This window comes from Thiorhodococcus mannitoliphagus, from assembly GCF_010915725.1.
GTDB classification, from domain to species: domain Bacteria; phylum Pseudomonadota; class Gammaproteobacteria; order Chromatiales; family Chromatiaceae; genus Thiorhodococcus; species Thiorhodococcus mannitoliphagus.
On sequence record NZ_JAAIJR010000017.1, the window covers coordinates 45,333 to 67,851 of the forward strand.

At 62.9% G+C, this 22,519-nt stretch carries 10 protein-coding genes; 8 read left to right on the forward strand and 2 right to left on the reverse strand.

Translation table 11 applies throughout. The features are described from left to right. Window positions 1–3: 3 nt before the first annotated feature. The 4 genes from G3480_RS06075 (at window position 4) to G3480_RS06090 (ending at window position 6,323) form a co-directional block, all read left to right on the forward strand. Window positions 4–1,452 carry a conjugal transfer protein TraH gene (locus G3480_RS06075; RefSeq protein ID WP_164652778.1) on the forward strand — a complete coding sequence of 483 codons (1,449 nt, stop codon included), beginning with the start codon at window positions 4–6 and terminating at the stop codon, window positions 1,450–1,452. A gap of 96 nt (window positions 1,453–1,548) precedes the next feature. Then, window positions 1,549–5,337, forward strand: a complete 3,789-nt coding sequence (locus tag G3480_RS06080; protein ID WP_164652779.1) for a conjugal transfer protein TraG N-terminal domain-containing protein — start codon at window positions 1,549–1,551, stop codon at window positions 5,335–5,337. A gap of 110 nt (window positions 5,338–5,447) precedes the next feature. Beyond that, on the forward strand, window positions 5,448–5,735 hold the full coding sequence (locus tag G3480_RS06085; RefSeq protein WP_164652780.1) for a hypothetical protein: 288 nt from the start codon (window positions 5,448–5,450) through the stop codon (window positions 5,733–5,735). Window positions 5,736–5,777: 42 nt separating this feature from the next. Beyond that, window positions 5,778–6,323, forward strand: a complete 546-nt coding sequence (locus tag G3480_RS06090; RefSeq protein ID WP_164652781.1) for a metal-dependent hydrolase — start codon at window positions 5,778–5,780, stop codon at window positions 6,321–6,323. Window positions 6,324–6,359: 36 nt separating this feature from the next. Here the strand turns inward: G3480_RS06090 and G3480_RS06095 are convergent, their stop codons facing one another. Continuing rightward, window positions 6,360–8,039 (reverse strand): ATP-binding domain-containing protein, encoded by a 1,680-nt coding sequence (locus G3480_RS06095; RefSeq protein ID WP_164652782.1) that lies wholly within the window; start codon window positions 8,037–8,039, stop codon window positions 6,360–6,362. 396 nt (window positions 8,040–8,435) lie between these two features. Here G3480_RS06095 and recC point away from each other — a divergent pair, with 396 nt between their 5' ends. Genes recC through recD form a run of 3 tightly spaced genes read left to right on the forward strand, consistent with a single transcriptional unit; the run spans window position 8,436 to window position 17,163 of the window. Further along, entirely contained in the window at window positions 8,436–11,693 is a 3,258-nt protein-coding gene (gene recC / locus G3480_RS06100; RefSeq protein WP_164652783.1) for an exodeoxyribonuclease V subunit gamma, read from the forward strand. Continuing rightward, the gene (gene recB, locus G3480_RS06105) at window positions 11,690–15,259 is read left to right on the forward strand and encodes an exodeoxyribonuclease V subunit beta (RefSeq protein WP_164652784.1); all 3,570 of its coding nucleotides are present in this window, start codon (window positions 11,690–11,692) and stop codon (window positions 15,257–15,259) included. Before recC ends, recB begins: the two co-directional genes overlap by 4 nt. Beyond that, window positions 15,256–17,163: an exodeoxyribonuclease V subunit alpha gene (gene recD / locus G3480_RS06110; RefSeq protein ID WP_164652785.1), complete on the forward strand. Its 1,908-nt coding sequence runs from the start codon at window positions 15,256–15,258 to the stop codon at window positions 17,161–17,163. The genes recB and recD overlap by 4 nt, the downstream gene beginning before the upstream one ends. Window positions 17,164–17,383: 220 nt before the next feature. Here the strand turns inward: recD and G3480_RS06115 are convergent, their stop codons facing one another. After that, window positions 17,384–21,859 (reverse strand): sacsin N-terminal ATP-binding-like domain-containing protein, encoded by a 4,476-nt coding sequence (locus G3480_RS06115; protein WP_164652786.1) that lies wholly within the window; start codon window positions 21,857–21,859, stop codon window positions 17,384–17,386. A 479-nt stretch (window positions 21,860–22,338) separates the two neighbouring features. Here G3480_RS06115 and G3480_RS06120 point away from each other — a divergent pair. Next, on the forward strand, window positions 22,339–22,519 hold a 181-nt coding region (locus G3480_RS06120; RefSeq protein WP_164652787.1), incomplete at its 3' end, for a restriction endonuclease subunit S domain-containing protein.

Below are 22,519 nucleotides of genomic sequence, written 5' to 3' on the forward strand. Positions count from 1 at the left end.
GCCATGCCTGTCCGATCGATCTGCCACCGTTGCTTGCTCTTCGTTGTAGCGCTTGCGTTGGTTGTCAGCACCGGCGTCCAAGCCGACCTCGACGCCGAAATGGAGGCCATGTTCGGCACCCTGGTCAACGTCACGGAGCCCACGGCGCACATGGGCCAGCGCCGAGGTGTGCTCTCGGCCGGCTCGGTGGTCGCGCGCAACCGCATCGTCGATACCAACCTGGTCTCCTTCGTCCCGCCCTCGTTCGAGGCTGGCTGCGGTGGCATCGACCTCTTCGGCGGCTCCTTCTCCTTCATCAATGTCGAGCAGTTCACCAACCTGCTGCGGTCGATTGCCTCCAACGCCGCGGGCTATGCCTTCCAGCTCGCGCTGACCACCATGGCCCCCTCCGCCGCCGAGATCATCGAGCAGCTGCAGAAGAAGGTGCAGCAAATGAACCAGCTCTTCGGCAGCTCCTGCCAACTCGCGCAAGGCATCGTCAACGATACCGCCTCGGCGCTGACCGGCAAGCGGGTGGGGGAGGCGAGTCTGCTGGCCGATCTCTATGAGCTGGGGGACGTCTTCGAGAATCGCTCGACCGTCACTGGCAAGGGACCGCTCGAGACCGTCTATGCGCAGATCCCGGCGGCGGCCGCCGAGCAGTTCGAGGGGAACCTGGTCTGGAAGGCGCTCACCGACGCTGAGGTCGAGGGCTGGTATAGCCACGGTGATCAGGCGCTGCTCGAAGCGCTCATGAGTCTCACCGGCAGCCTCGTCGTCGGATCCCAGAGCGGCGGGCTGAAGGATGCACCGGATGGCGGCCTGAACCTGCCGACCACCTTCCTTCCGCCGACCCTGACGGTGAGCGATCTGCTCTACGGCAGCGGAGACGATGAGGGTCAGCAGGTCGTGGTCTGGCGCTGCGCCTCGCTCTCCGAATGCCGCGATCCGACCAAGGCCGAGATCACGCTGGAAGGGCTGGTCCCACGCGTGCGCGCCCTTTTGGTTGGGGATGCCTCACGGGTTGGGCTGATTGACAAGTTTCGCCTCGGTGTCGAGGAGTTGAGCGCCGAGGAGAAGGGCTTCATGGAGCACGCGCCGCTCGGACTGGGCGGCGGCATCCGCACCCTGGCGCGTCTGGAGCCTGGCATGGCCCAGGGCTTTGCCGACCGTGCCGTGCCCATGCTCGCGGTGGAGATGCTCCAGACCCTGGTGCGCGACCTACTGACCAGCGTGCGTCTGGCGACCGGCAGCCTGCAGCACACCCACACCACCCAACTGCTCCAGCATCTGGATGCCGTCCGGGAGGACATCTGGACCGAGTACAGCACCCTCGCGCAGCGTTACGGCAATCCCAACGAGCTATTGGAGACCTACCGCAATCTGCTCGCCCAGTACAAGGCGCCGAGCTATCTGGATCTGATGCAGGCGGCGCCAGTTGAGACGTCGGCAGAGGCGGGCGACTCGCCCTGAATCGCGCGCGCTTCCGATCTGCCGCTCCTACTGCGTCCTGCCCATCGGCGCGCCATCCCAACCCTGTCCACCTCAACCCTCTGGAGGCGCTCCTGCATGTGGACCATCTATTCCATCGGTGATCCAGCCTTCCTGGAGCAGGTGCTCAATGCGGTGGCCATGCTCTTCGGCGCCGACAGCTTTGTGCGCTTCGTCGGCATCGGCTTTCTGCTCGGGACCCTGATCATCGCCTTTCAGGGACTGCTGCAAGGCGCGCAGAGCATCCGCTTCCAGGGGCTGCTGGTGTCCTTCGTGCTCTATTCGCTGCTGTTCGTGCCCAAGGTGTCGGTGACGATCGAAGGGGCCTATTCGGGCTCGGTGCGGGTGGTCGATAACGTGCCTCTGGGACCGGCGGTGGTCGGTTCGGCAGTGTCCAATCTGGGCTATGGGCTCACCCGGCTGTTCGAGCAGGCGTTCGCGACGCCGAGCATGACCGAGCACGGCTTCGCCGATGCGCTGCAGGTGATGGCGACGGTGCGCAAGACGGCCTTGTCTCGCCTGACCACGGGAGAGGCCAATAGCCCAACCGCAGGAGCGGATGTCGAACAATCCTGGCTAAACTACGTGGCCGACTGCGTGCTCTATGCGGTCGACCGAAAGATCAATGGCACGACCATGGATAGGGTGCTGCAGGCGACCACGCTGGAGGCGGCCTTCCAGACGCCGATCGTGACCGGCACCACCAAGCTGATCCTCGGCGAGACACCCGAGGAGTTGACCTGTGTCGATGCCTACGGGCGCCTCTCGGCCTACACCACGGCGTCCTTTCTGCCTAAGTTCAAGCAGGCGGTGGCTGCCAAGCTCGGCGTTGACAGCGGCGCGGTCGACAGCCGGGTGCGCGCGGCGCTGACAACACTGGCTCAGGACACGGTCGACGCTCAGCAGTACATGGTGATGACAGCCATCCTGCCGATGCTCGAGCGTGGCGTGATCCAGCACTACAACGACATCGGCCAATGGAATGCCGCCTTGCAGACCAGCCAGGCGATTCAGCAGCGCAACAGCCAGTGGGCGACCGAGCCGTCGCTGTTCGTGCGCATCATGCGCCCCATGATGACCTTCTTCGAGGGCTTCATCTTTGCCATCGGCCCCTTCATGGCCTTCGCCGTGGCGCTGGGACCGATCGGCATCGCCATGGTCGGGCGCTATCTGATCTTTGGGCTCTGGATTCAGCTGTGGCTGCCGATCCTGGCGATCACCAATCTCTATCTGATCCTGGCGGCGCAGCGGGCCTTCGAGGCCCTGTCGGATCAGGCGGGCGTGACCCTGCCGTCCTTCCGTGCGCTCTACGAGAGCGATCTGCTGCTGCAGGACTATCTGGCCACGGGCGGGATGCTGGTCGCCTCGACGCCGGCGATCAGCCTGATGCTGATCTACGGCAGCGCCATCACGGCGACTCACCTGGCCGGTCGACTGCAGAGCGGGGATCACGTCAACGAAAAGCTCACTTCGCCCGACGTGCTTCAGCCGCAAGCGGCCGGGACGGTTGGCCCACTGCTCCAGCGCACCGCGCTTGGCGGCACCGTGGCTCCAGGGGCGGCGGGGCTGCTGTGGTCGTTCAACCTCGGGCACTCAGCGCAGGCGACGCTGCGCTCGGCCGAACAGAGTGCCGAGCAGGCGCAGGAGAGCTTCAGCACCTCGCTCAGTCAGGCGCTGGCGAGCTCGGCAGCGGCCAATCATCAGACCAGTTTGCAGTATGCGCTGGGGCAGCGGTTGGATGCTTCCTACAGCCGGGCGGATGCGGCGGTGCTGGCGGCGAGTGAGGATCTGACGGAGCGGTTTAGAGATTCACAGCTATCGCACAATCAGATGGGTACGGTGCTTCGTGCCGCAATGGCGGCACCAAAGACGGCCAAGGGAATCGACCGCTTCGCAGGGGAGCTATCGACTCAGTACGGTGTAGACAGCGGCATGGCCCACGAAATTGCCCAGGCGGCCCTGCAAAAAGCGTCAACGGATCAACAGCTCCAGGCGCGCTTCGCCGAGGGGCTCGCCTACGACATCCAGCGGGGGCAGTCAGACAGCTACACCGAAGGGCTGAACCGCACCGAGTCGGCGCAGCTCGCGCACCAGGCTCAGGATGTGCTCACGACCTCCCGCTCTGTCGAGCGGGCCGCCCAATTCGCGCAGCAGTATGGGACCAGCGGACGCTTCGGGGCGGTGGAAACCTCGGGTCTGCTGTTGGCCCATCCAGCGCTCTACGAGCGCCTGGAACAGATCCTCGATCGCTTCGGGCTGGCCGGCGATGCGGCTCACCAGGCGGACGCCCTGATGGCGGGTGGTGTGGTGGGTGACCGCCAGCAGGCCCGGACCATTGCCGGCATGGGCTTGTTGCTCGGCTTCTATGGCGGGGCGCGGGCCGGTGCGATGACGACCGACGAGCAACGGCAGGCGGAAGCGGCGGCCCAGGGGATCTACGCACAACTGGTCGGCGTGCGCCGGCCTGGGCCGATCGCGCCCGAAGAATCCGGTGGGCTTGCGACGCATGTGCCCGCCTTCGGTGGGGCTCGCGGCCGCGTTGTCGCCGCTGGTATGCAGGATCCTGGGACAATGGTGGCGGCTGAGCTCATGGCGCAGCGCGTGGCGGCGGATGGCATGATCGAGACGCTCGGGCAGGCGCCGGCTTCAGTTGAGCAGTTCAGCAGCGGCGGCACGGCGGCGGTGGCCCAGCAGCATCGAGCCAATACGAGCGTCATTCGCGCGGATACGCATCAGCGACTCGGTGAGGAGATTGCCGATCGGGCGTCCCTGCCGCGTCCCGCCGCCGAGATCGTCCAACGCGAGATGGGCGGGGTGTGGATCCGGGCGGCCGAGACCGGCGCCTTGGCGGTCGCCGGTGCCGAAGGCGTGAGCCATCAGATCACTGAGTCAGTTGGGGCCTTTGGCCAGACTCTGTCGAGTGGAGGAAGCCTCGCGGAGGCGATGGACGCGGGTCGGGCCGCCGCGGGTAGCGTGGCTGGTTGGAGTGCCGCGCGGGCGGCGATGATCGATATGCGCCTGGCGCAGATCGAGGGCTATGGCCTCACCTCGGCTCAGGTTGCGCTCTATCGCGAAGCCTCTGAATCGACCCTCTTTGCCTTCGCGCCGAGCGCCGACCAGGCCGCCGCCCGTCAAGCCGTGATCGAGGAATCAGGCGCCTCGGGCGAGGCGGTCGCGACCTTGATCGAGCGCGCCGTTGTGGGGCGCGATGACACGGATCTGCGCCTCATCGGTCAGTACAATCAGAGCGTGCCGACCGGCCCGGTGCTTGAGCCTCCTGCCATCGGGACGCTTGGTCCGCCGACTGTGCGGGGTCCATTGATGCACGCGAGCGTCACCGAGGGGCGTCTAGGGCACGTGCTCGATCTGATCGCCGTCCCGGAGTCGCACGGCAACTACAACGCCTGGTACGACAATGCCGATCAAAATGACGTCGATCTGTCGACCCTGACCCTGGGCGAGGTCCGCACGCTCCAGCAGCAGTTGCTCGATGCTGGGAACGGCGGCTCGGCGATCGGCCGCTATCAGTTCGTCCCCTCGACCCTCGAGGATCTGACCGACCGACTTGGGCTCTCGGAGTCCGAGCCATTCACGCCGGCCTTGCAGGACCGCCTGGCGTTGGTGCTGGCTCGGGATGCGGGGGTCAACGATTGGATGGCGGGTACGCTGCCGAGCGATGCTTTTGCCTACAACCTGTCGAAGACGTGGGCTGGGCTGCCAAAGGACGCCTCGAATCAGAGCTATCACCAAGGTGTCGGTGACAATGCCGCACGGATCGATTACACGACCGTCCTCGAGCGTTTGAGGGCGATTCGGGGAGGCGATTCAGCGCCGACGGTCGCCTCGGCGCCGACGAGCGCGCCTTGAGTCGCAATGCCGGCTCGACTTTTCTGTGGTGTGTCTCGGCCGGCCATGCGCGTTGTGGACTAGACTGCCTTCAGGCGTTGAATTGGAGGCCTGTCTCGGAGGGAAGAGCGATGTTCTCGATTCGTCATTGGAGGTGGTGGAACTGGCTGCTGGCGGGCATTCTGATGCCGCTGCTGGCTGGTGGCCTTGGGCTGACGATCTTCATTGGGCTGGCCGTGATCGCACTCATTGCACGGGTGCTTTTTGGTCCGGCACCGCCGTGGGACCCGGAGCTCGATGCGCCGCTGATCTCGTTGTCTGGCAATGAGCCAGATGATTACGAATGGCACGAATGGTACTGGATCGCCTCGAAGCGGATGCGTGGCTCGGTCGGCGCGAATTTCATTGATCACCTGTAGGTTAGGTTTCAGTCGCCGCGTGCGTGATTCAAGTCTGAGCAAATGCCCTTCACCCCACTGCATTTGGGACCCGGCTTTGCACTCAAGGCCCTGGGTGGTCGCCATTTCAGTTTCTTGGCCTTCGGCCTCGCCCAGGTCGCCATGGACATCGAGCCGCTGGCGGGCTTGCTGACAGGCGCCCAACGGTTGCATGGCTCGACCCACACCTACCTGGCCGCACTGGGAATCGCCCTGGTGGTCGCAGCGATGACGCCCCCGATCGGGCGACCTGTCGTGAGACGCTGGAATCGAGAAGTGGCGTGGGCGCGCCTGCCATGGCTGACCGTTTCGGCGGACTTCACGCGTGTGTCGGTGCTCGCGGGCGCCACCCTGGGCACGCTCTCGCATGTCTGGCTCGACAGCCTGATGCATGCCGACATAACGCCGTTGGCCCCGTGGTCCGAGGCCAACGGCTGGCTGGGTGCGGTGTCTGTCGAGGCGCTGACAATCGGATGCCTGTTGGCGGGGCTGCTGGGACTGACCGCCTGGCTCGTCCTCACCTGGCGGCGCGGTCAGCGCGCCTCTGCATCGAGCCGCGGTGCCCGGTGACGGGCCTGATCTACCCGCGATGTCAGTATCTTCGCCCTAGGCGCGCCCCGCCAGGCGCTCCATGACCCAGGCGTTGGAGCGGTCGCACACCAGGTCCAACCGCACGGTCGCCCGCGTCATGCCGCAGAACAGGACTTGAAGCTCCTGCGCGAGGCGCTGCTCACGGGGCGCAACGTCGGTCAAGATGACCGCGGCGGCCTGCTGACCCTTGAAGCGCCGCACCGTGTCAAAGAGCACCTGCCCTTTTGAATAGACCTGATTGCCAAAGAGGTCGTAGTCGCCGGTGAAGCGGGCGAGGGTATGGTTGCCGACCCGCTGTGCCGCCTTCAGCGCGGTGCTCTCGAGGCCACGGCAGGAGAGGATGGCGATGTCCTGGGGCCGGAATCGCTCATTGAGCAGACGTCCGACGATACGCCCGACCAATTTCGGCTGCTCGCCGGGGTCCTCGTAGAAGACGGTGCCCGCCCCAAGCCCCGGGAGGTCATTGGCGCAGGTGAAGGGCAGCTCGGGAAGAACCCCAGTGACGAAACGGGCGATGCCCTCGGGCGAGCGATAGTTCAGCAGCGAGCGGTAGCCGACGAAGCCCTGAGCGAGCAGCGCCCGAGGGGCGACGCCGCGCACATTCTGATTCGGATCCTCGAGCCAGAGCATGGTGGCGTCCTCGCGCAGGAAGAGGCGCAGGGCCTCGAGCCAGCCGGCCTCGAAATCCTGCGCTTCATCGACGATCAGGGTGTCGAAGCGCCAAGCGTCCTCCAGCGTCGCCGTGAGCACTTGCTCCTCCAGGCGCGCGGCGGCCTGCGGCCAGAAGTCTGGCTGCGTGCGCATGCCCTCGAAGTCGAGCTGGATGCCTCGCGATTGCAGGAACTGATCGCAGAACTGGTACCAGGTCGCGACCCGGCCGCCCTCCGCGACCAGACGGCTGAGTCGCTCGGCCAGAGGACGGTTGAAGCAGAGCAGGAGAGGGTGTCCGCCGCGCTCGATGCATTGATCGAAGAAATGCCGCGCCACCAGGGTCTTGCCGTTGCCCGCCGTCGCTAGCACCTGCAACCGCAGCGGATGCATCTCGAGGTTGGCCAGGACCTCGAGCAGTCCATGCGAGAGGCGGGTATAGGTCTTCTCCTGCGCATCGATGTGCGCGTGAACGTCCGGTACGACCTCGAAGGTCTGGCGGAAGAAGGCCGCGACCTGCTGCGCCCAATTGCCCTGGGTGCCCTGACCCGACAGCAGAACGGCCTGAATCTGCTCGGCGAGTGTCTCACGTTTGGGGGCGTCGACGATGCGCTCGCGATCCAATCCGGCCGCCGAGAGCTGCCTGAGCGTATGATCCGGGCAGTAGATGAGGTACTCGATCTCCAGTCCCGGGCGCTTGCCGACTTGGTAGGCGAACTTCTCGCGGATGCTATCGACCGAGCGCAGGATCTGATCGCCGACGCTCTTGCGCTCATCTCCATAGGCCTTGAACAGTCCCTGGGAGGTCTCCTCGAGTCCGCCGTTCTTCTGCTCGATGCAGAGCACCTGCCCGGCCTGATTGACCACCACGAAGTCGATCTCGCCATAGAGGGTGTGGCCCTTGTACTGGCGGGTCCAGTGCACACCGTGGAAGACCGTGTAGGCCTCGGGCAGCCTGTCGCGCAGCAGGGCGAGTGTCTCGACCTCCGGCTCGTGTGCGCCGCTCAAGGCGAGCTGGGTGAGATCCGATGGGACGATTCTGGCCATGGCGCTCTGCCTCGGTGGGTCGGGCGATCAGAAGATTGATTCCTGCCGCGTCCCTGATGGTACAGGGCTTCGCCGTAGAGTGGCGATGCGTGTCCGCCTGGTGTTGGCGGCAGACAGGGATTCATTCGCCAGGCATTGCTCACAACCCACCCGAGCCTACCTCACAGATGCACTGATCCTTACATCCGCGGCTTGATCGTGTAGAGTGTGTGAAATACGTCACAAGGAGTATCGCTCAATTGAGGTGAGCAGATTTCCGTATTGTGCTCGAATAGGGATCGTCGCCCCGATCGACGAGCGCGACGCCGACGGCGGACGGCCGCATTGGATCTCGCCGCAGGCCTGCCAGGCTCACCCTTGAGCCACACCGATTCTGAGTCAGGAACGACGCGGATCATGCTTAAGATCATTGCCTCAAACGCTGTTGAGTCGCTCTTGGCGTCGCTTGGCGATCGTATCCGTGCCGAGCCGCTCGCCTCGCCGCTTTCGCCCGAGCTGGTTATCGTGCCGAGCTCGGCCATGGGTCGATGGATCAATCTGCGGCTGGCCGAGCGACAGGGGGTGGCGGCGAATCTCGTCTATCCCTTGCCGGCCACCTTCATTTGGCAGCTCGCCCGCGAGCGGCTCCCTGAGGTTCCGGATCAGGATCCACTCGCGATCGATCCGATGGCCTGGAGGCTGTTCGGGTATCTGCCCCATGTCCTGGCAGAGCCCGGCTTCGAAACCCTCCGCCACTATCTCACGGGCGATTCACTGGGCCTGAAGCGTTGGCAGCTGGCCTGCCGCATCGCCGATGCCTTTGACCGCTACCAGCTCTATCGCCCGGAGCTGATCCGCCGCTGGGCCGAGGACGCTGAGGGCGACTGGCAGGGTCAGCTGTGGCGTCGGCTCGCGGCGGATGCGGGCGCCGGGCACCGCGTCGCGGTGATCGACACCCTCCTGCAAGAGCTGCAAGGCTCGGAGGGCCAAACCGCGTTACCCAGGCGCATCAGCCTCTTCGCGGTTTCGACGCTGCCACCGCTGTTCGTCGAGGTGATTCACGCCCTCGCGGTCCAGACCGCCGTGCATCTCTATCTGCACGCGCCGACACCCGAGCTTTGGAAAGACCTGGTCTCCCAATCAGAGCAAGCTCGGAAGCGCATGGAGGATCCTCATGCCCCCGACGTCTGGGAGGTTGGCAACAGCCTGCTCGCCTCCTGGGGACGTCAGGGGCTTGCCCTGCACGACCTGCTGTTGAGTCAGGGAGCCTCAACGCCAGCGGCGGACTGCGCGGTCGAAGAGCGCTTCCTTGAGCCTGGAGAGGCAAGGCTCCTGCACCGACTGCATGCGGACATCTTCCGCCTTCGGTCAACCCTGAGTGAGGACGCGCGTGCCGAGGTCGTGTTGGACGACTCCTTACAGGTGCACATCTGTCACAGCCCCATTCGTGAGTGTCAGGTCCTGCACGACCAGCTCCTGGCGATGCTGGAGGCCGATTCCGAGCTGCGACCCGAGGACATCCTGGTGCTGATCCCCGAGATCAGCCTCTATGCCCCCTACGTCGAGGCCGTCTTCAGTCAGGATGCCGAGCACGACCGCCCCTTCATCCCCTGGAGCCTCTCGGACATCTCGCTGGCCGATGAGCATCCGCTGATTCAGGTCTTCCTGCGGCTGTTCGCGCTCCCGGAGAGCCGATTCAGTCAATCCGAGATCCTCTCTTACCTGGATGTGCCAGAGCTGGCCAGCAACTTCGGGCTCGACGACGAGGCAGTCGCGCAGATCAAGGACTGGCTTGCCGAGGCCAATCTGCGCTGGGGTCTGGACGGCGCGCACAAGCAGACACTCGGCCTGCCTGCGACTGCCGAGAACACCTGGGCTCAGGCGGAGCAGCGCCTCTTCGCCGGCTACGCGATGGGCGAGGCGGCTCTGTTCGACGGCATCGCCCCCATTGGCAGCGTCGAAGGGGGCAGGGCGGCGGCGCTCGGCGGCTTCTGGCGGTTCTTCTCGCGGCTCACCGAGCTGTCCAGGCAGCTGGCTGTCGCGCGCCCTGCGCAGGAGTGGCAGACCCTCATCGGGACGCTGCTCACGGATATCTTTGGCGAGCGCGACGATGAGGAGGGCCGGATTCAGAAGATCCGGGACGCGGTCGCCGAGCTCGTCGATCAGGCCGCGGGCGTCGATGAGTGCCTGGAGCGGGCCCTGGTGCATCGCTGGCTGGTGCAGTCACTCGGTGGGGAGACTCGGCGCGGTCGCTACTTCAGCGGCGGGGTGACCTTCTGCGGCATGCGTCCGATGCGCAGCCTCCCGTTCAAGGTCATCTGCGTCCTCGGGCTGCAGGAGCAGGCCTTTCCGCGCAGAGATCGGCCGTCCGAGCTGGATCGCATGCGCCAGGACTGGCGGCCGGGTGATCCGCGCAAGGGCGACGAGGACCGCTATCTCTTCCTGGAGACCCTGCTGTGCGCCCGGCAACGTCTCTATCTCAGCTACGTGGGACGTGACATCCGCAAGAACACGGACCGCCAGCCCTCGGTGCTCGTCCGTGAGCTGCTCGATTATCTTGACCAGCAGTACAGGCCGTCCGATGCCGCCCGGAGCGGGCGACTGAGTGAGCTGCTGACACGGATCCATCCTCTGCAGCCCTTCAGTCCCCGTTGCTATCTCGGCGGCGAGCAGAGCTACGACGGATACTGGTGCGCGGTCGCGCGGGCAATGAGCCCGTCCGGTGAGTCCGTGGAGCAAGAGCCGACGACCTGGCCGACGGGGCGCCTGTCGGCCGCCCCGGAGCAGATGCGCGAGGTAACGCTGCGGCAGCTCGAGCGTTTCCTGCGACATCCTGTGCGCTACTTCGTCAACAGCCGCCTTGGGGTCTATCTGCGCGAGGACGAGGCCGAGGATGACGACGAGTGCTTCGGGCTCGACTACCTCCAGAGCTTCCTGCTCAAACAGTGGCTCGTCGAGGACGCGCTGCGCGGACAGCCCCCATCGCAGCCGCAGCTGAGCGCTGAGGGCCTGTTGCCTCATGGCGCCTTCGCGGGACTCGCATTGGAGGCCGAGAGCGCGAAGGTGGCGTCGCTGATCGATGCGCTGGATGATTTCCGGAATCAGCGCCCGGAGCAGGTTGTGGTCGATCTAGAATTCGATGACGACGCGGGTCCCTGCCGTTTTTTTGGTCAGATCAAGGGAATCTATCCTGACCTGGGCCTGCTCCGCTGGCGGCCGAGCTCCATGAAAGGCGCGGACATTCTCTGTCTCTGGCTCAACCACCTCGTCCTCTGTGCCAGCGATGCTCCGGGCATGACACGCAGTGCTCACTATGGACCGGACGGGAGCTTTGTCATCTCGACGCCTATCGAGCCAGAGGACGCGCGCACGGCACTTGCCGGCTTCCTCGCCTGGTACTGGGAGGGAATCCACCGGCCTCTGTTGGTCCTGCCCAAGGCGAGCTATGCCTATGCCCTGGCCTGTCATCGCAAGCCGGATGGCGACGCCATGGCGGCCGCGCGGAGTCAATGGAACGGAAACAGTTTCATGGACATTCCGGGTGATCAAGACGACGCCTACATCCAGCTCATTCGGCGAGGCACGGCCGGCGAGCCAATCGCCGGCGAGGACTTCGCCACCCTCGCGCAGGCCTTCTACCATCAGGCCCTACGCACTGGGGAGCTTAAGCAATGAGCAGCACCACACTCGACACGAAAGGCGTCCTCCGCTTCCCGCTCAAGGGTCTCCACCTCATCGAGGCGAGCGCCGGGACCGGTAAGACCTACACCATCGCCAACCTCTATCTCCGTCACATCGTCGAGGGTCGGGAGGTCAGTCAGGTGCTGGTGGTGACCTTCACCATTGCCGCCACGGATGAGCTGCGTGGACGGATCCGCGCCCGGCTCTTCGAGACGCTCGATCTGCTCGAGCGAAGCGGGACGACCAAGGACGAATTTCTCACAGCGTTGGTGGCCCAGATTCACGCCGGTCAGACGCAGGATGAAACAGTCCGGCGTCTGCGGCTGGCTGTTCGCACCATGGACGAGGCGGCCGTCTTCACCATTCACAGCTTCTGTCAGCGTGCTCTGACCGAGTTTGCCTTCAACAGCGGTCAGCAGTTCCAGATGGAAGTGCTCACGGACGACCAAGAGCTGTGGCGCGAGGCCGTCCAGGACTGGTGGAGGCGCAGCGGGTATCCGCTGGATGCGACGCGCGCGCAGCTGTTCCAGGAAAGTCTGACGGATCTGCCGACATTCCGTGCGCTCCTGGCGCCGCTTCTGGGTGTCCAGGAACGGCAGCTGTTGCCGACGCCAAGGGCCTTGGCTGCGGTTTTCGCGAGCTATGGTCCCATCGAGACCGGCCTGAAGAAGCTCGCGGTTGACTGGCGGAAGAACGGTAATGCGATCAAACAGATCCTAACCGCATCAAAGGGTCTGAGTCGTGCCAAGACCTCCCACTATCACCCCACCAACCTGACGATCTCCCTGGATGAGATCGATGAATACTTTGCCTCGGATGAGGTGCTCCGACCTCCGCCCGCCTGCTTCGAGGTGATCACGGACGATTGCATCGAGGATGGACGCCTCAAGACAGCCGATCCAGCGCTGGACAATGCCTTCTTTGCGCGTTGCGGCGAGATCTGGCGCTGGCTGAAGGAGCTCAAACGCGATCTGCGCGTGGCGGCCCTGAATGAGGCGGCCGCTTTCGCCCACCACAAGGTCCGGGAAGCCAAGCAGCGCGCGCAGCGGCTCTCCTTCGATGATCTGCTGACCGAGCTGCGCGACGCCCTGCAGGCTTCGAGTGGCGATGCGCTCGCCGAGTCGATTCGCCAGCAGTTCCCTGTTGCCATGATCGACGAGTTCCAGGACACCGATCCCGTCCAGTACGCCGTCTTCCGCCGCCTTTATCTAAACCGACCAGAGTGCGGTTTGATCATGATCGGCGATCCGAAACAGGCCATCTACAGCTTCCGGGGCGGTGACATCTTCACCTACATGCAGGCCAAGGAGGACGTCGGGAAGGGCCGTGTCTACACCCTCGACACCAACTGGCGCTCGACGCCAGAGGTCATCCAGGCGGTCAACACTCTGTTTGAGCGTCGGAAGGCGGATGCCTTCGTCTATGGCGACACCATTCCCTTCAGACCGACCAGAGCAGCCAAGAAGCCGCACCGACAGCTCTGCCGCGGAGGCAAGCCGCAAGCCGCTCTCACCCTCTGGAGTCTCTCGCAGGACTTCAAGGCCAACGGTGATGAAAAGCCGATCTCCAAGGAGCGTGCGCGAGAGGAAACGCATGCAGCAACGGCTGCCGAGATCGCCCGGCTGATCGATGAGGGGCAACGAGGCCATGCAACGCTCGGCGATGCTCCGCTGAGGCCAAAGGACATCGCCGTTCTGGTACGCACCTCCTTCGAGGCGGCGGAGCTGCGCCTGGAGCTTTCTCGTCTGGGCGTGAATGCGGTCTCCGTCGAGCGCGAGGGCGTCTTTCGGTCGGAGGAGGCCGCGGGTCTCGAGAGCCTGCTGCAGGCGGCGGTGAACCCCAGGGACCGCGAGCGAGTCCGTCTGGCCGTGACCTCGCCGCTCCTTGCCAAGGACTACCTGGACCTGGAGAGGATCACCGCAAGCGAGGAGCTCTATGCCGCCTGGGTCGACGACCTGCTGCTGTTGCACGAGACCTGGCAGCGCAAGGGCTTTATGGTCATGTTCCAGCAGATGCTGCGGCTCATGCACATACCCGAAACCCTGAGCCGGGGCGACCGGGCGGAGCGGCGCCTCACCAATCTCCTGCATCTCGGCGAGCTGCTGCAGCGCGCATCCAAGGTCCAGGCCGGGATGGACGCCTTGCTGACCTGGTACCGGCAGCAGCGCGAGGCGTCTGCCACCGACGAGGCGGAGCTGCGTCTGGAGAGCGACGCTGAGCTGGTGCAGCTGGTCACCATCCATGCCAGCAAGGGTCTCGAGTATCCGGTGGTCTTCGTCCCCTACCTCTGGAGCTGCAAGGTCCGTGGTGGTGACGACCTGCTGAGCTTTCACCAGGACAAGACCGCCTGGCTTGATGCCGGCTCGGACGATTGGGACAGCCATCGCTGTCTGGCCGAGCAGGAGCGTCTCGCCGAGGACGTGCGTCTCGTCTATGTGGCACTCACCCGTGCTGAGTCTGCGCTCTATCTGGTCTGGGGACGGGCTGGCTCTAAAGACGGGCACGCTGGTCAGACCGCACTCGGCTATTTGATCCATTGCCGCCAGCCTGGCCAGCGACTGGCGGGCGAGCTTCCGAACGCCTTCGCGGACGTGGTCGACTTTCGCCAGGACTTAAAGGGGTTCGTCAAGGCGGCCAAGGGCAACATCCAACTCAATGCGCTCTCAGAGACGGCGGACGATCCGCGTCCGATTGTGCCGGACGCCCCGCCCGATCTGGCGCCCCGTTGTTTCAAAGGCCGCATCGCGACGGACTGGCGCATCAGCAGCTTCTCGGCCTTGACCAGAGACGTCCATTCCAGCTCATCGATCGCGCGCTCAGAGATGACCGACGATCCGGGTCTGCGCTTTCCGGCAGGCAGCCATGTGGGGACCTATCTTCATCTTCTGCTGGAGACGCTGGACTTCCAGGGAGATGTCGTGCAGCAGGTAATGTCCCACAGCAATCGGATCGCGGCGCGCTATGGTCTGGATCACACCCGTCAGGGTCAGGACGCCGCCGAGCTGCTCGCGCGAGCGATCGTGACCCCACTGAACAGCGCCGGTCTGACCCTGTCGGCATTGAGGGCGGAGAAGCGGCTCAGTGAGCTCGAGTTCGATTTCTCGACCGGTCTGGTGGAGATCGATCGGCTCAATCGACTGTTGGCGAAGCAGGCCCACAATCAGGATCTGCCCACGCTGACCGCCGCCCGGTTCCGTGGCCTCGTCAACGGGGTCATCGACCTGGTCTTCGAGCATGAGGGGCGCTATTACATCGCCGACTACAAGAGCAACTTCCTTGGTGGAGCCTTCGAGGACTATGCCCCGGCGAGACTCGAGGCCGCGATCTTCGAGCGGCGCTACGACCTGCAGTATCTGCTCTACACGCTGGCCCTGCACCGGTATCTGCGCGTTCGCCTCGCGGACTATGACTATGACTGCCACTTCGGTGGCGTCTATTACCTCTTTCTGCGCGCGATGCGCCCGGAGACGGGACCAGCCTACGGTGTCTACGCCACCCGCCCGCCGCTCGATCTGGTGCAGGCGCTCGACGAGCAGATCTTCACGGCGGAGGTGGCATGAGCGACTCCCTCTCGACACTCATGCAGGCGGGGCTGCTCGCCCCCTTGAGCTACTTCTTCGCACGCTTCGTCGCCCGTGGGAACGCTGTGCCCGAGGATTCGCTGCTCGGTCAGAGTGCGGCCCTGGTCAGCATGCGTAACCTCTCGGGCGACGTCTGTGTCGACCTGAGGCAATTTGCCGGCGCACCGCTGTTCGAGTCAGAGGACGACCAGGGAATCGTCGTGCCTCAAGGGCCGTCGCTCGACGACTGGATGAATGGCCTGAGGGGTGCCAGCTGGGTTGGCGGGCCTGGCGAAGAAACGCCGCTGGTTCTTGAGGGTACGCGACTCTTCCTGGGCAAGTACTGGTCCTTCGAAACGCAGGTGGCCTCGGCGCTCATCGCACGGATGGCGCCCGTGGACGGGATTGACCAGGCACGACTCGCAGAGGGTCTGACGCGCTTGTTTCCGGCAAGCGCCGACAGGGCCGTGGACTGGCAGAAGGTTGCGGCCGCGATTGCCGTCAGCCGGCGATTCGCCGTCATCTCCGGTGGACCAGGGACGGGGAAGACGACCACAGTGGTGAAAGTGCTCACCCTCCTGCTGGAGCAGAGCCCAAGCATGCGGATAGCCTTGGCGGCACCGACCGGCAAGGCGGCGGCGCGGCTCACCGAGGCGATCGCAAAGGAGAAGGTGCGCGTGGATGCGGATCCGGAGCTCCTGTCGCGCGTGCCCACCGAAGCGAAGACGATTCATCGTCTGCTTGGCGGGGTGCGCGGCAACCGTTTCAGGCACAACCGGGACAATCCCGTGCTCCTCGATTGTCTGGTCGTGGATGAGGCATCCATGATCGATCTTCCGCTCATGGCACGCCTGGTCGCGGCCCTGCCGGATCAGACTCGGCTGATCCTCCTGGGTGACCGCGACCAGCTGGCCTCGGTCGAGGCGGGCAATGTGCTCGGCGATATCACCGGTCACGGTCGTGACATCGGTTACAGCCTGGCGCAGTTGCAGTTTCTCGAGAGCACCGGGGCTGCACCGGCGGGTGCTCTGCCAGGCGAGTTGCCTCATGCGCCGCTGTCGTCTGTCGTCCAGGATCCCTCCATCACGGATGCCATCGGACTCCTCAGGGTGAGCTTTCGCTTCAAGTCCGACAGCGGAATCGGGGCGCTCGCCCGTGCCGTCAACGCGGGGTGTGGCGAGGACGCGCTCGCGCTGTTCGAGAGCGGCCTGTTCCAGGACATCGCCTGGCTCGATGCGCCGCAGGATCAGCTGAATCCGCAGTGTGTGGATTGGGCGGCGCAGGAATACACGCATTACCTGGAGCAATCCGATGTCGGCGTTGCTCTTGAGCGCTTCGAGCACTACCGGGTGCTGGCGGCCCATCATCGTGGGCCTTTCGGCGTTGACGAGATCAATCGGGCGATCGCTGAGCGGCTGAGAAGCGAAAAGCGTATCCAGGGTGGTGAGGACTATCATGGCAAGCCCGTGATGGTCACGGTCAATGACTACGAGGTGGGGCTGTTCAACGGCGATATCGGTCTACTCTGGCGGGATGGTGATGACGGGCTCCGGGCCTGGTTTCGAGGTACCGACGGCCAGCTTCGAAGCGTCTCGGCTCGCCAGCTGCCGCAGCATACCTGCGCCTTCGCGCTGACAGTGCACAAGAGTCAGGGATCGGAGTTCGACGAGGTGCTGCTTGTGCTGCCATTCGATCGCAGTCCGCTGTTAACCCGGGAGCTTGTATACACGGGCATCACTCGATCCCGCATGAAACTGGCCATCCAGGGGCACCGCGGGAGCTTCATTGAAGGCTGCCGGCATTGCGTGCAGCGCAGCTCATCCCTCAGCGAGCGACTGGGGTGGGCTGATGCTGTGCATGCTCGCGGACCTCTTGCGCACAGGCCAAACAACAACCTGTCTTAAGAGAACTCAAGTTTTGAGGTTTTGAGGATGCCCGTCTCAGCAGTGACTTAGGCTTGCGGGATTTCGGTGAGGTTTGCGCGAAAACGGGCAAACCCCTCGAAAACTTCCCCTACCCAGGCGCAGTGCCGCTCCAAAAGGGCAAAACTTCAGTTAAGAAAAGAAATGAAGGAGAAGATCGACAAAAGTCAGTGCTAATAGGTGGTCGAAACATATCAGTGGCTTAGTGACTCGAGTCTTTCGCATCAGGACGCAGTGTTGCCATCAACATCCATTCGCCCGGATGAAGGCCGGCAGTCAACAACTGGTTTAATTCTGCCTGATGGGCTTCAAACTTCTCGACCACCTTCGTCGCGTCTTCGATGGCATTATTGCTCGCCACCAACCAAAGTCGCCATGGAAGGCACTGGTTGATATAGTCTTCAGCCCTGCGACGCTCGTTTTCTGAGAGAAAGAAGACGACTTGGCCGTCGAGCGCATCAACCCGTTTGACTTCTACCATCAGGACCTGCCGGCTCGCTTGATCAGGGACCAATACGTCAAATCCAGTGTTGCCGCTGTAGCTCGCGACGTGCAGAAACTCGCGTATTGAGTCTTGGCTCGATAGATCCAGTGTTTTCAGGGCTGCCAGTTGCTTGAATGGTGGCCTTGCTATATCGAGCGCTTCCTGAAACCCTTTCGAGTCGTTTTGTTGCCAGCAGCTCGCTTGGCGGATAGCCAACTCGAGCACAGCGCATTCCGCGCGAAGCCCTCCCGAGGCTTTACGTTGGCTTTGACGCATCCATTCGTCGGGGTCGGAAATCGCAGCGCGAAACGAGGTTGAAGGCTCGGTCTTGAATAGATGCAGGTCAACCTTGGCCGCTGTTGTTGGCAGATGATCGAGCGCAATCTGCCCATTGGCGAACTGCAGAGCCTCCTTACTTGGCTCGATCGAATCCGCCTCTGGTAGATTGTAACGCTTTCGCCAAGCGACATCTGGATCGAATATCAGCCAGCCGAACTGCGCATGCTCTTCCCGGCTTACGGGCGCTTGTGCTCGTTCCCTGAGCTGGGCGAGAAGTGATTCCGTCCAGTGAGACGGTCCCTCAAGCTCGGCCTTCTTCGCAATGTATTTCGCTGGTTTGTCTCGGTGCTTCAAGAATGCTTGTTGATGATGGGCATGAAACTCTACTTGTGGCGCGAGAGCCTTGAAAGCAGGGTCTCCAGCAAGCATCTCATCTAACTCGTTGTGTAGGTCTCTCTCATTGACATTTTTATTTGCAGTCTTCCATGTGCTTGGGGTGATCCTTGCTCCGGGTTGCGGTTCTTCCGCCAGCTCTCCGTAGCCGGAAAGCACTTGCTTCACACGCGCACACCATTCTGTGCTCTTCTTTGGATCGAGGCGCGCGGACTCCAGTAATGTCCGCCACTCGCGGACATCCCGCTCGCTGAGATTGTGATCGCGTCGGAACCGGAGGACGCTAGGCGATGAATCCTCATGCGAGTCTGTTTGTCTCCAAGCATAAAGCCCGTCGCGAAAGAGGTCGCCGAATGCCCGCTTTTCAGTGAGCAGCTCACTGAGAGCATATGCACACTCCACCAACGGTAGTTCACTTCCATCGAAGCAGATAACCGGCGCAGCATGTTCCTGCGGTGACAGGAAGACATCCCCAGCATCTTCGTTGCCACGGACTGCTTCCTTTCCGTCGAACGCCCATGTGATCCAGACCCGTTCATAATGCTCCACGATAAGCGTTGCCTGACGGCGGATAGCCTCCTCGTGATTGAACGTCTGTTGGGAGAGCGCGGCCGCCGCGAGCAGATCCGGCAATGCCTGCCAGATGGCTATCCTCAGCTGTTCGGCCAGCTCCGATTCGACATGTCGTCCTTTCTTTTCGATATGAGGGGCACCTGGAGCGAAATGAATGGCGTTTAGTTTGGTCGCCTCGTCCATCGTTGTTCCGCGATAGACCCAAATGTTGACATCACGAAACGCCGAGAATGCCGATGAAGCGCCTTCGCCCGGATCGTCCCAGACTCGGTCCTCGGGACCGGCCCATGCGAGCGCACGGATGCGACCATCGGGATCGACGTGTCGGTAAAGTAGCGGCACAGGCGGTGGTGGATCGAACCTAAGCGCGCCGTCCACGAGCCTGCGATAGAGTGCGATAAGATCGCGCTCATCGTTGAGTGCGGAAGGTGTCATCGTGAGGCGCTTTATCGCTTCCTGTATCCGTTGTTTGGAAGCAGCATGCAGCGGAGATTCAACTCCCATGTCCAGAGCCCAAGACGGCGGCGTTTCACCCTGCCGTATCATGAGCCGTGGCAGCAGCTTGGTCTGAAAACCGCCGACATCGTATTGCCACCATACTGCCAGTGGAGCAAAAGGAGCTTCTTGTCCAATAGCCTGCTCGATCCTGCCACCCAATAGCTCGCGCTCGTCGAATAGCGCATCATGGAGCCAAGCGCTACTGCGCAGTTGATCGCTTGCCTTGTTACCCAGGGAACCGTCCCCGAATTTGAGCACGGGATGAAGATCGCGCTCCCACGCCTCGAGCAGAGAGCGGCCGAGCGCCGCCGACGGCTGCTCCGGCCAGCCGGGGATGTTGCCTTCATCGTCGATTGGGACAACGCCGATACCGAGTAGTAAGCAGAGATCGTCGATCGTCGGTATCGAGGCGGACGCCACTCCGGATAACTGACAAATGGCCGAAAGCGCGTGTTCGTCGAGGTGGGGCCAGGGACCAGAGGTTGCGCGTGCCACTTCGCTTGCCGCCACCCATCCCTGATCCCGCGTTGGCACTTTGAGGTTGCGTAGGTTGTGCCCGGCCCGGCCAAGCGCGGTGACCTTGTCGAGTGTGAGCCGCCAAACGGGACCCGCATTGGGGCTGCGCGCCCGCATGAGAATCGACTCTCCGCGACCTGGATTCGGTTCTTCGGTTGCCAACCTGATCGCTGCGAGAAGCAAATCCTCGTGATTCGCGTCTGTGCTCCCGGGGCGTAAATGGGCCAGGATTTCGGGTCTGCTGAATTCCAGCAGTCCATGTGAGCTTGGCTCTTTGGCATTCGCTCCTGGCGGTGTCCACGCGGTGACGTATGTACCTTGCGCCTGGACCGATGACGGCAAGAGGATGGGTGTGGCATGACTGGCGGCCGGCGTGCGGAGATAGATCCGGTCCGTGTCACGACGCCGGCGGTCTCTCATCAAAGGTCGAGCACGCGGGACCAGCTGGTACTGCATGTCGTCTGCAACCGCATCAACGATCGGAAGGACTGAGGCACCCGACTGCTCGACCTGATCGAGCAGAAGTGCCTGCCACTCGTAAAGACGGTTGCAGTGACGCGGCCAGCCGGGCCCGCCGGCATGGTGATAGGTGTAGGTCGCCCAAGCTTCTAGCGCGTCGAAGAAGTCGGCGTAGCGTTGCAGCAACCAAGCGTTGGCATGGGCCGGGAACGTCCTGGCGACGAGCTGCCGGAATTCGTCAGTTTCGGCGAAGATGCGTCGACCAACCTCGTGCGCAAGGTATTTGCAAGTACAGCGGTCCGGTGTGGCGAGTGCCCAGAAATCTTCGCGCTCGCAGACGTCCGGACGGTGCCAGAGCTCTTCGACGATCAGCCGCGCGGCCTCTCGCAACAAGCGCTGGTTCCAGCCGGCTGGGTCCGCCGCGCTATTGGTTTCGTCAGCGTTCAATTGCCGAAGTGTCAGATTGCGCCGCGAGTTGCTGAGGTAGAAGTCGGCGTGGATGTGAACCCCGAATCCGCTCTCTTGCTCCGTTGGCAGATAGGACCAGTACAGACCAGTCTCGTTTGTGGTTCTCGCGTCTTTGCCAGGATCCGCGAAGAGCAGCACTCGGACACAGGCATCCTGCTGCAGATCTAGCCCCGTTTGTTCTCGCACAGCCTCGGACACAGTCACGGACGCCTCAGCGACTGCGATTTCGGCTGCATCTCCGATGATGCGACGATCGCGTGCTTTCGCTGCGACTCCTGATTCATGCGAATGCACGTCTAGCCTGATCCGCAGCTCTCTGGGTTTACGTACCCGATACTCCAGAAAGCGCATCGGCAAGCGCATCAGCTCGTCGATAGACTGCGCGACGACCTTGGTGCGGTCCAACCTCATCTCACACAATCGCACGACGGTCGTATAGTCGCTAAATCGATTGCGGAAATCCGCGCTGCTTTCGGGGAGCCGTTGCGGTGCGTAGAAACTGGCAACCTCATGGTTGCTCCACTCAACACCACGCGCGGGCTCTGCTTCCGTTGGGTGGCTGAGCCGCATACCCCACCAGTCGCTGCTCGCGGTCCGGCTCCAGACTTCCACTTCTTCAGTCAGTGAAAAGACAGAACGAAAGCCCACTCCCTTATTGCCGATGCTTTCGTCTGCGCTCTTCGACGAGGAATGAAGACTGAGCAGGGCTCGGAAATCACTTCGGCGATCTTTCGGATCTGGATAGACGGATACCGGGCGACCATCGTTCGCGACTTCCAGACTTCGCGATGCCTCGTCCCAGCGGATGAGAACGACATCACTTGCGCGGTCGAGCGCATTCTGTAGTAGTTCATACACGACACGCCCGGAGTAATCTTGGATCAGCGCCCTTTCCGCCCCCAAGTCGCGTGCCCGTGCCGAATCGGGAAGCTTCAGGTGCTCTTTGAGATGCCTGGAAAACAGCCGATCAATGGTTCTAAGATCTGGCCCTTGGTTGGGTTGTGACATAGAAGATCTCGAGTTCGTGCTAACTGACGATACTTATGTTGCTCTCAGTTGACTCGTTCCACTCCTCCCGTCTCGGCGAGTGGATGTAACAACGATCTCATTGCCGGAGCTGGGCATCTCGTCAAGCCCATTCGCTAACGCTAGGTCTTCACTCAAAAGCACCTACTGCGCATGCTGCGAGGCGGCGAGGAATTGTGCGTCGGTTATCTCGCAATGTTTTCAAATTGGCTGGATGAGCTTGACTGTTCTGCTTTCTACGCTCTACTCTTCAACGTCGCGACTCGTGATGTCTGCCGGAATAGTTGTCGTCTGAATTGCAGCGTCTATCATCCTCGCTCATCAGGGATAGATTCGTGGGTAGTGCCCTTATCTATAGGATGGACGCTGTAACTTCTCAATAAGTCGTGGCAGCCTTGGCTGAGGAGATCCGTTAGAGTATCGTCTCAGTCCCCAATGCTGACCTTCGAATCGCACCCGGCATGCCCGCTCCGATCACCCTCCCAGACATCCCCGAAGCAGAGCGTACCCCGCTCATTGAGCAGTTGCTGGAGCTGATCGAAACGCTGGCCGAGAAGACTCACCAGCAAGCGGAAACCATCCAGCAGTTGCGCGATGCGATCGCGGTGCTCAAGGGGGAGAAGGCCAAGCCGACCTTCAAGC

What these genes read in the sequence shown, in the direction of transcription:
- G3480_RS06090 (WP_164652781.1), top strand. Translation starts at nt 5,778, where the DNA reads ATGCCCTTCACCCCACTGCATTTGGGACCCGGCTTTGCACTCAAGGCC.
- G3480_RS06075 (WP_164652778.1), top strand. Translation starts at nt 4, where the DNA reads ATGCCTGTCCGATCGATCTGCCACCGTTGCTTGCTCTTCGTTGTAGCG.
- G3480_RS06115 (WP_164652786.1), bottom strand. Translation starts at nt 21,859, where the DNA reads ATGTCACAACCCAACCAAGGGCCAGATCTTAGAACCATTGATCGGCTG.
- recD (WP_164652785.1), top strand. Translation starts at nt 15,256, where the DNA reads ATGAGCGACTCCCTCTCGACACTCATGCAGGCGGGGCTGCTCGCCCCC.
- recB (WP_164652784.1), top strand. Translation starts at nt 11,690, where the DNA reads ATGAGCAGCACCACACTCGACACGAAAGGCGTCCTCCGCTTCCCGCTC.
- G3480_RS06095 (WP_164652782.1), bottom strand. Translation starts at nt 8,039, where the DNA reads ATGGCCAGAATCGTCCCATCGGATCTCACCCAGCTCGCCTTGAGCGGC.
- recC (WP_164652783.1), top strand. Translation starts at nt 8,436, where the DNA reads ATGCTTAAGATCATTGCCTCAAACGCTGTTGAGTCGCTCTTGGCGTCG.
- G3480_RS06085 (WP_164652780.1), top strand. Translation starts at nt 5,448, where the DNA reads ATGTTCTCGATTCGTCATTGGAGGTGGTGGAACTGGCTGCTGGCGGGC.
- G3480_RS06080 (WP_164652779.1), top strand. Translation starts at nt 1,549, where the DNA reads ATGTGGACCATCTATTCCATCGGTGATCCAGCCTTCCTGGAGCAGGTG.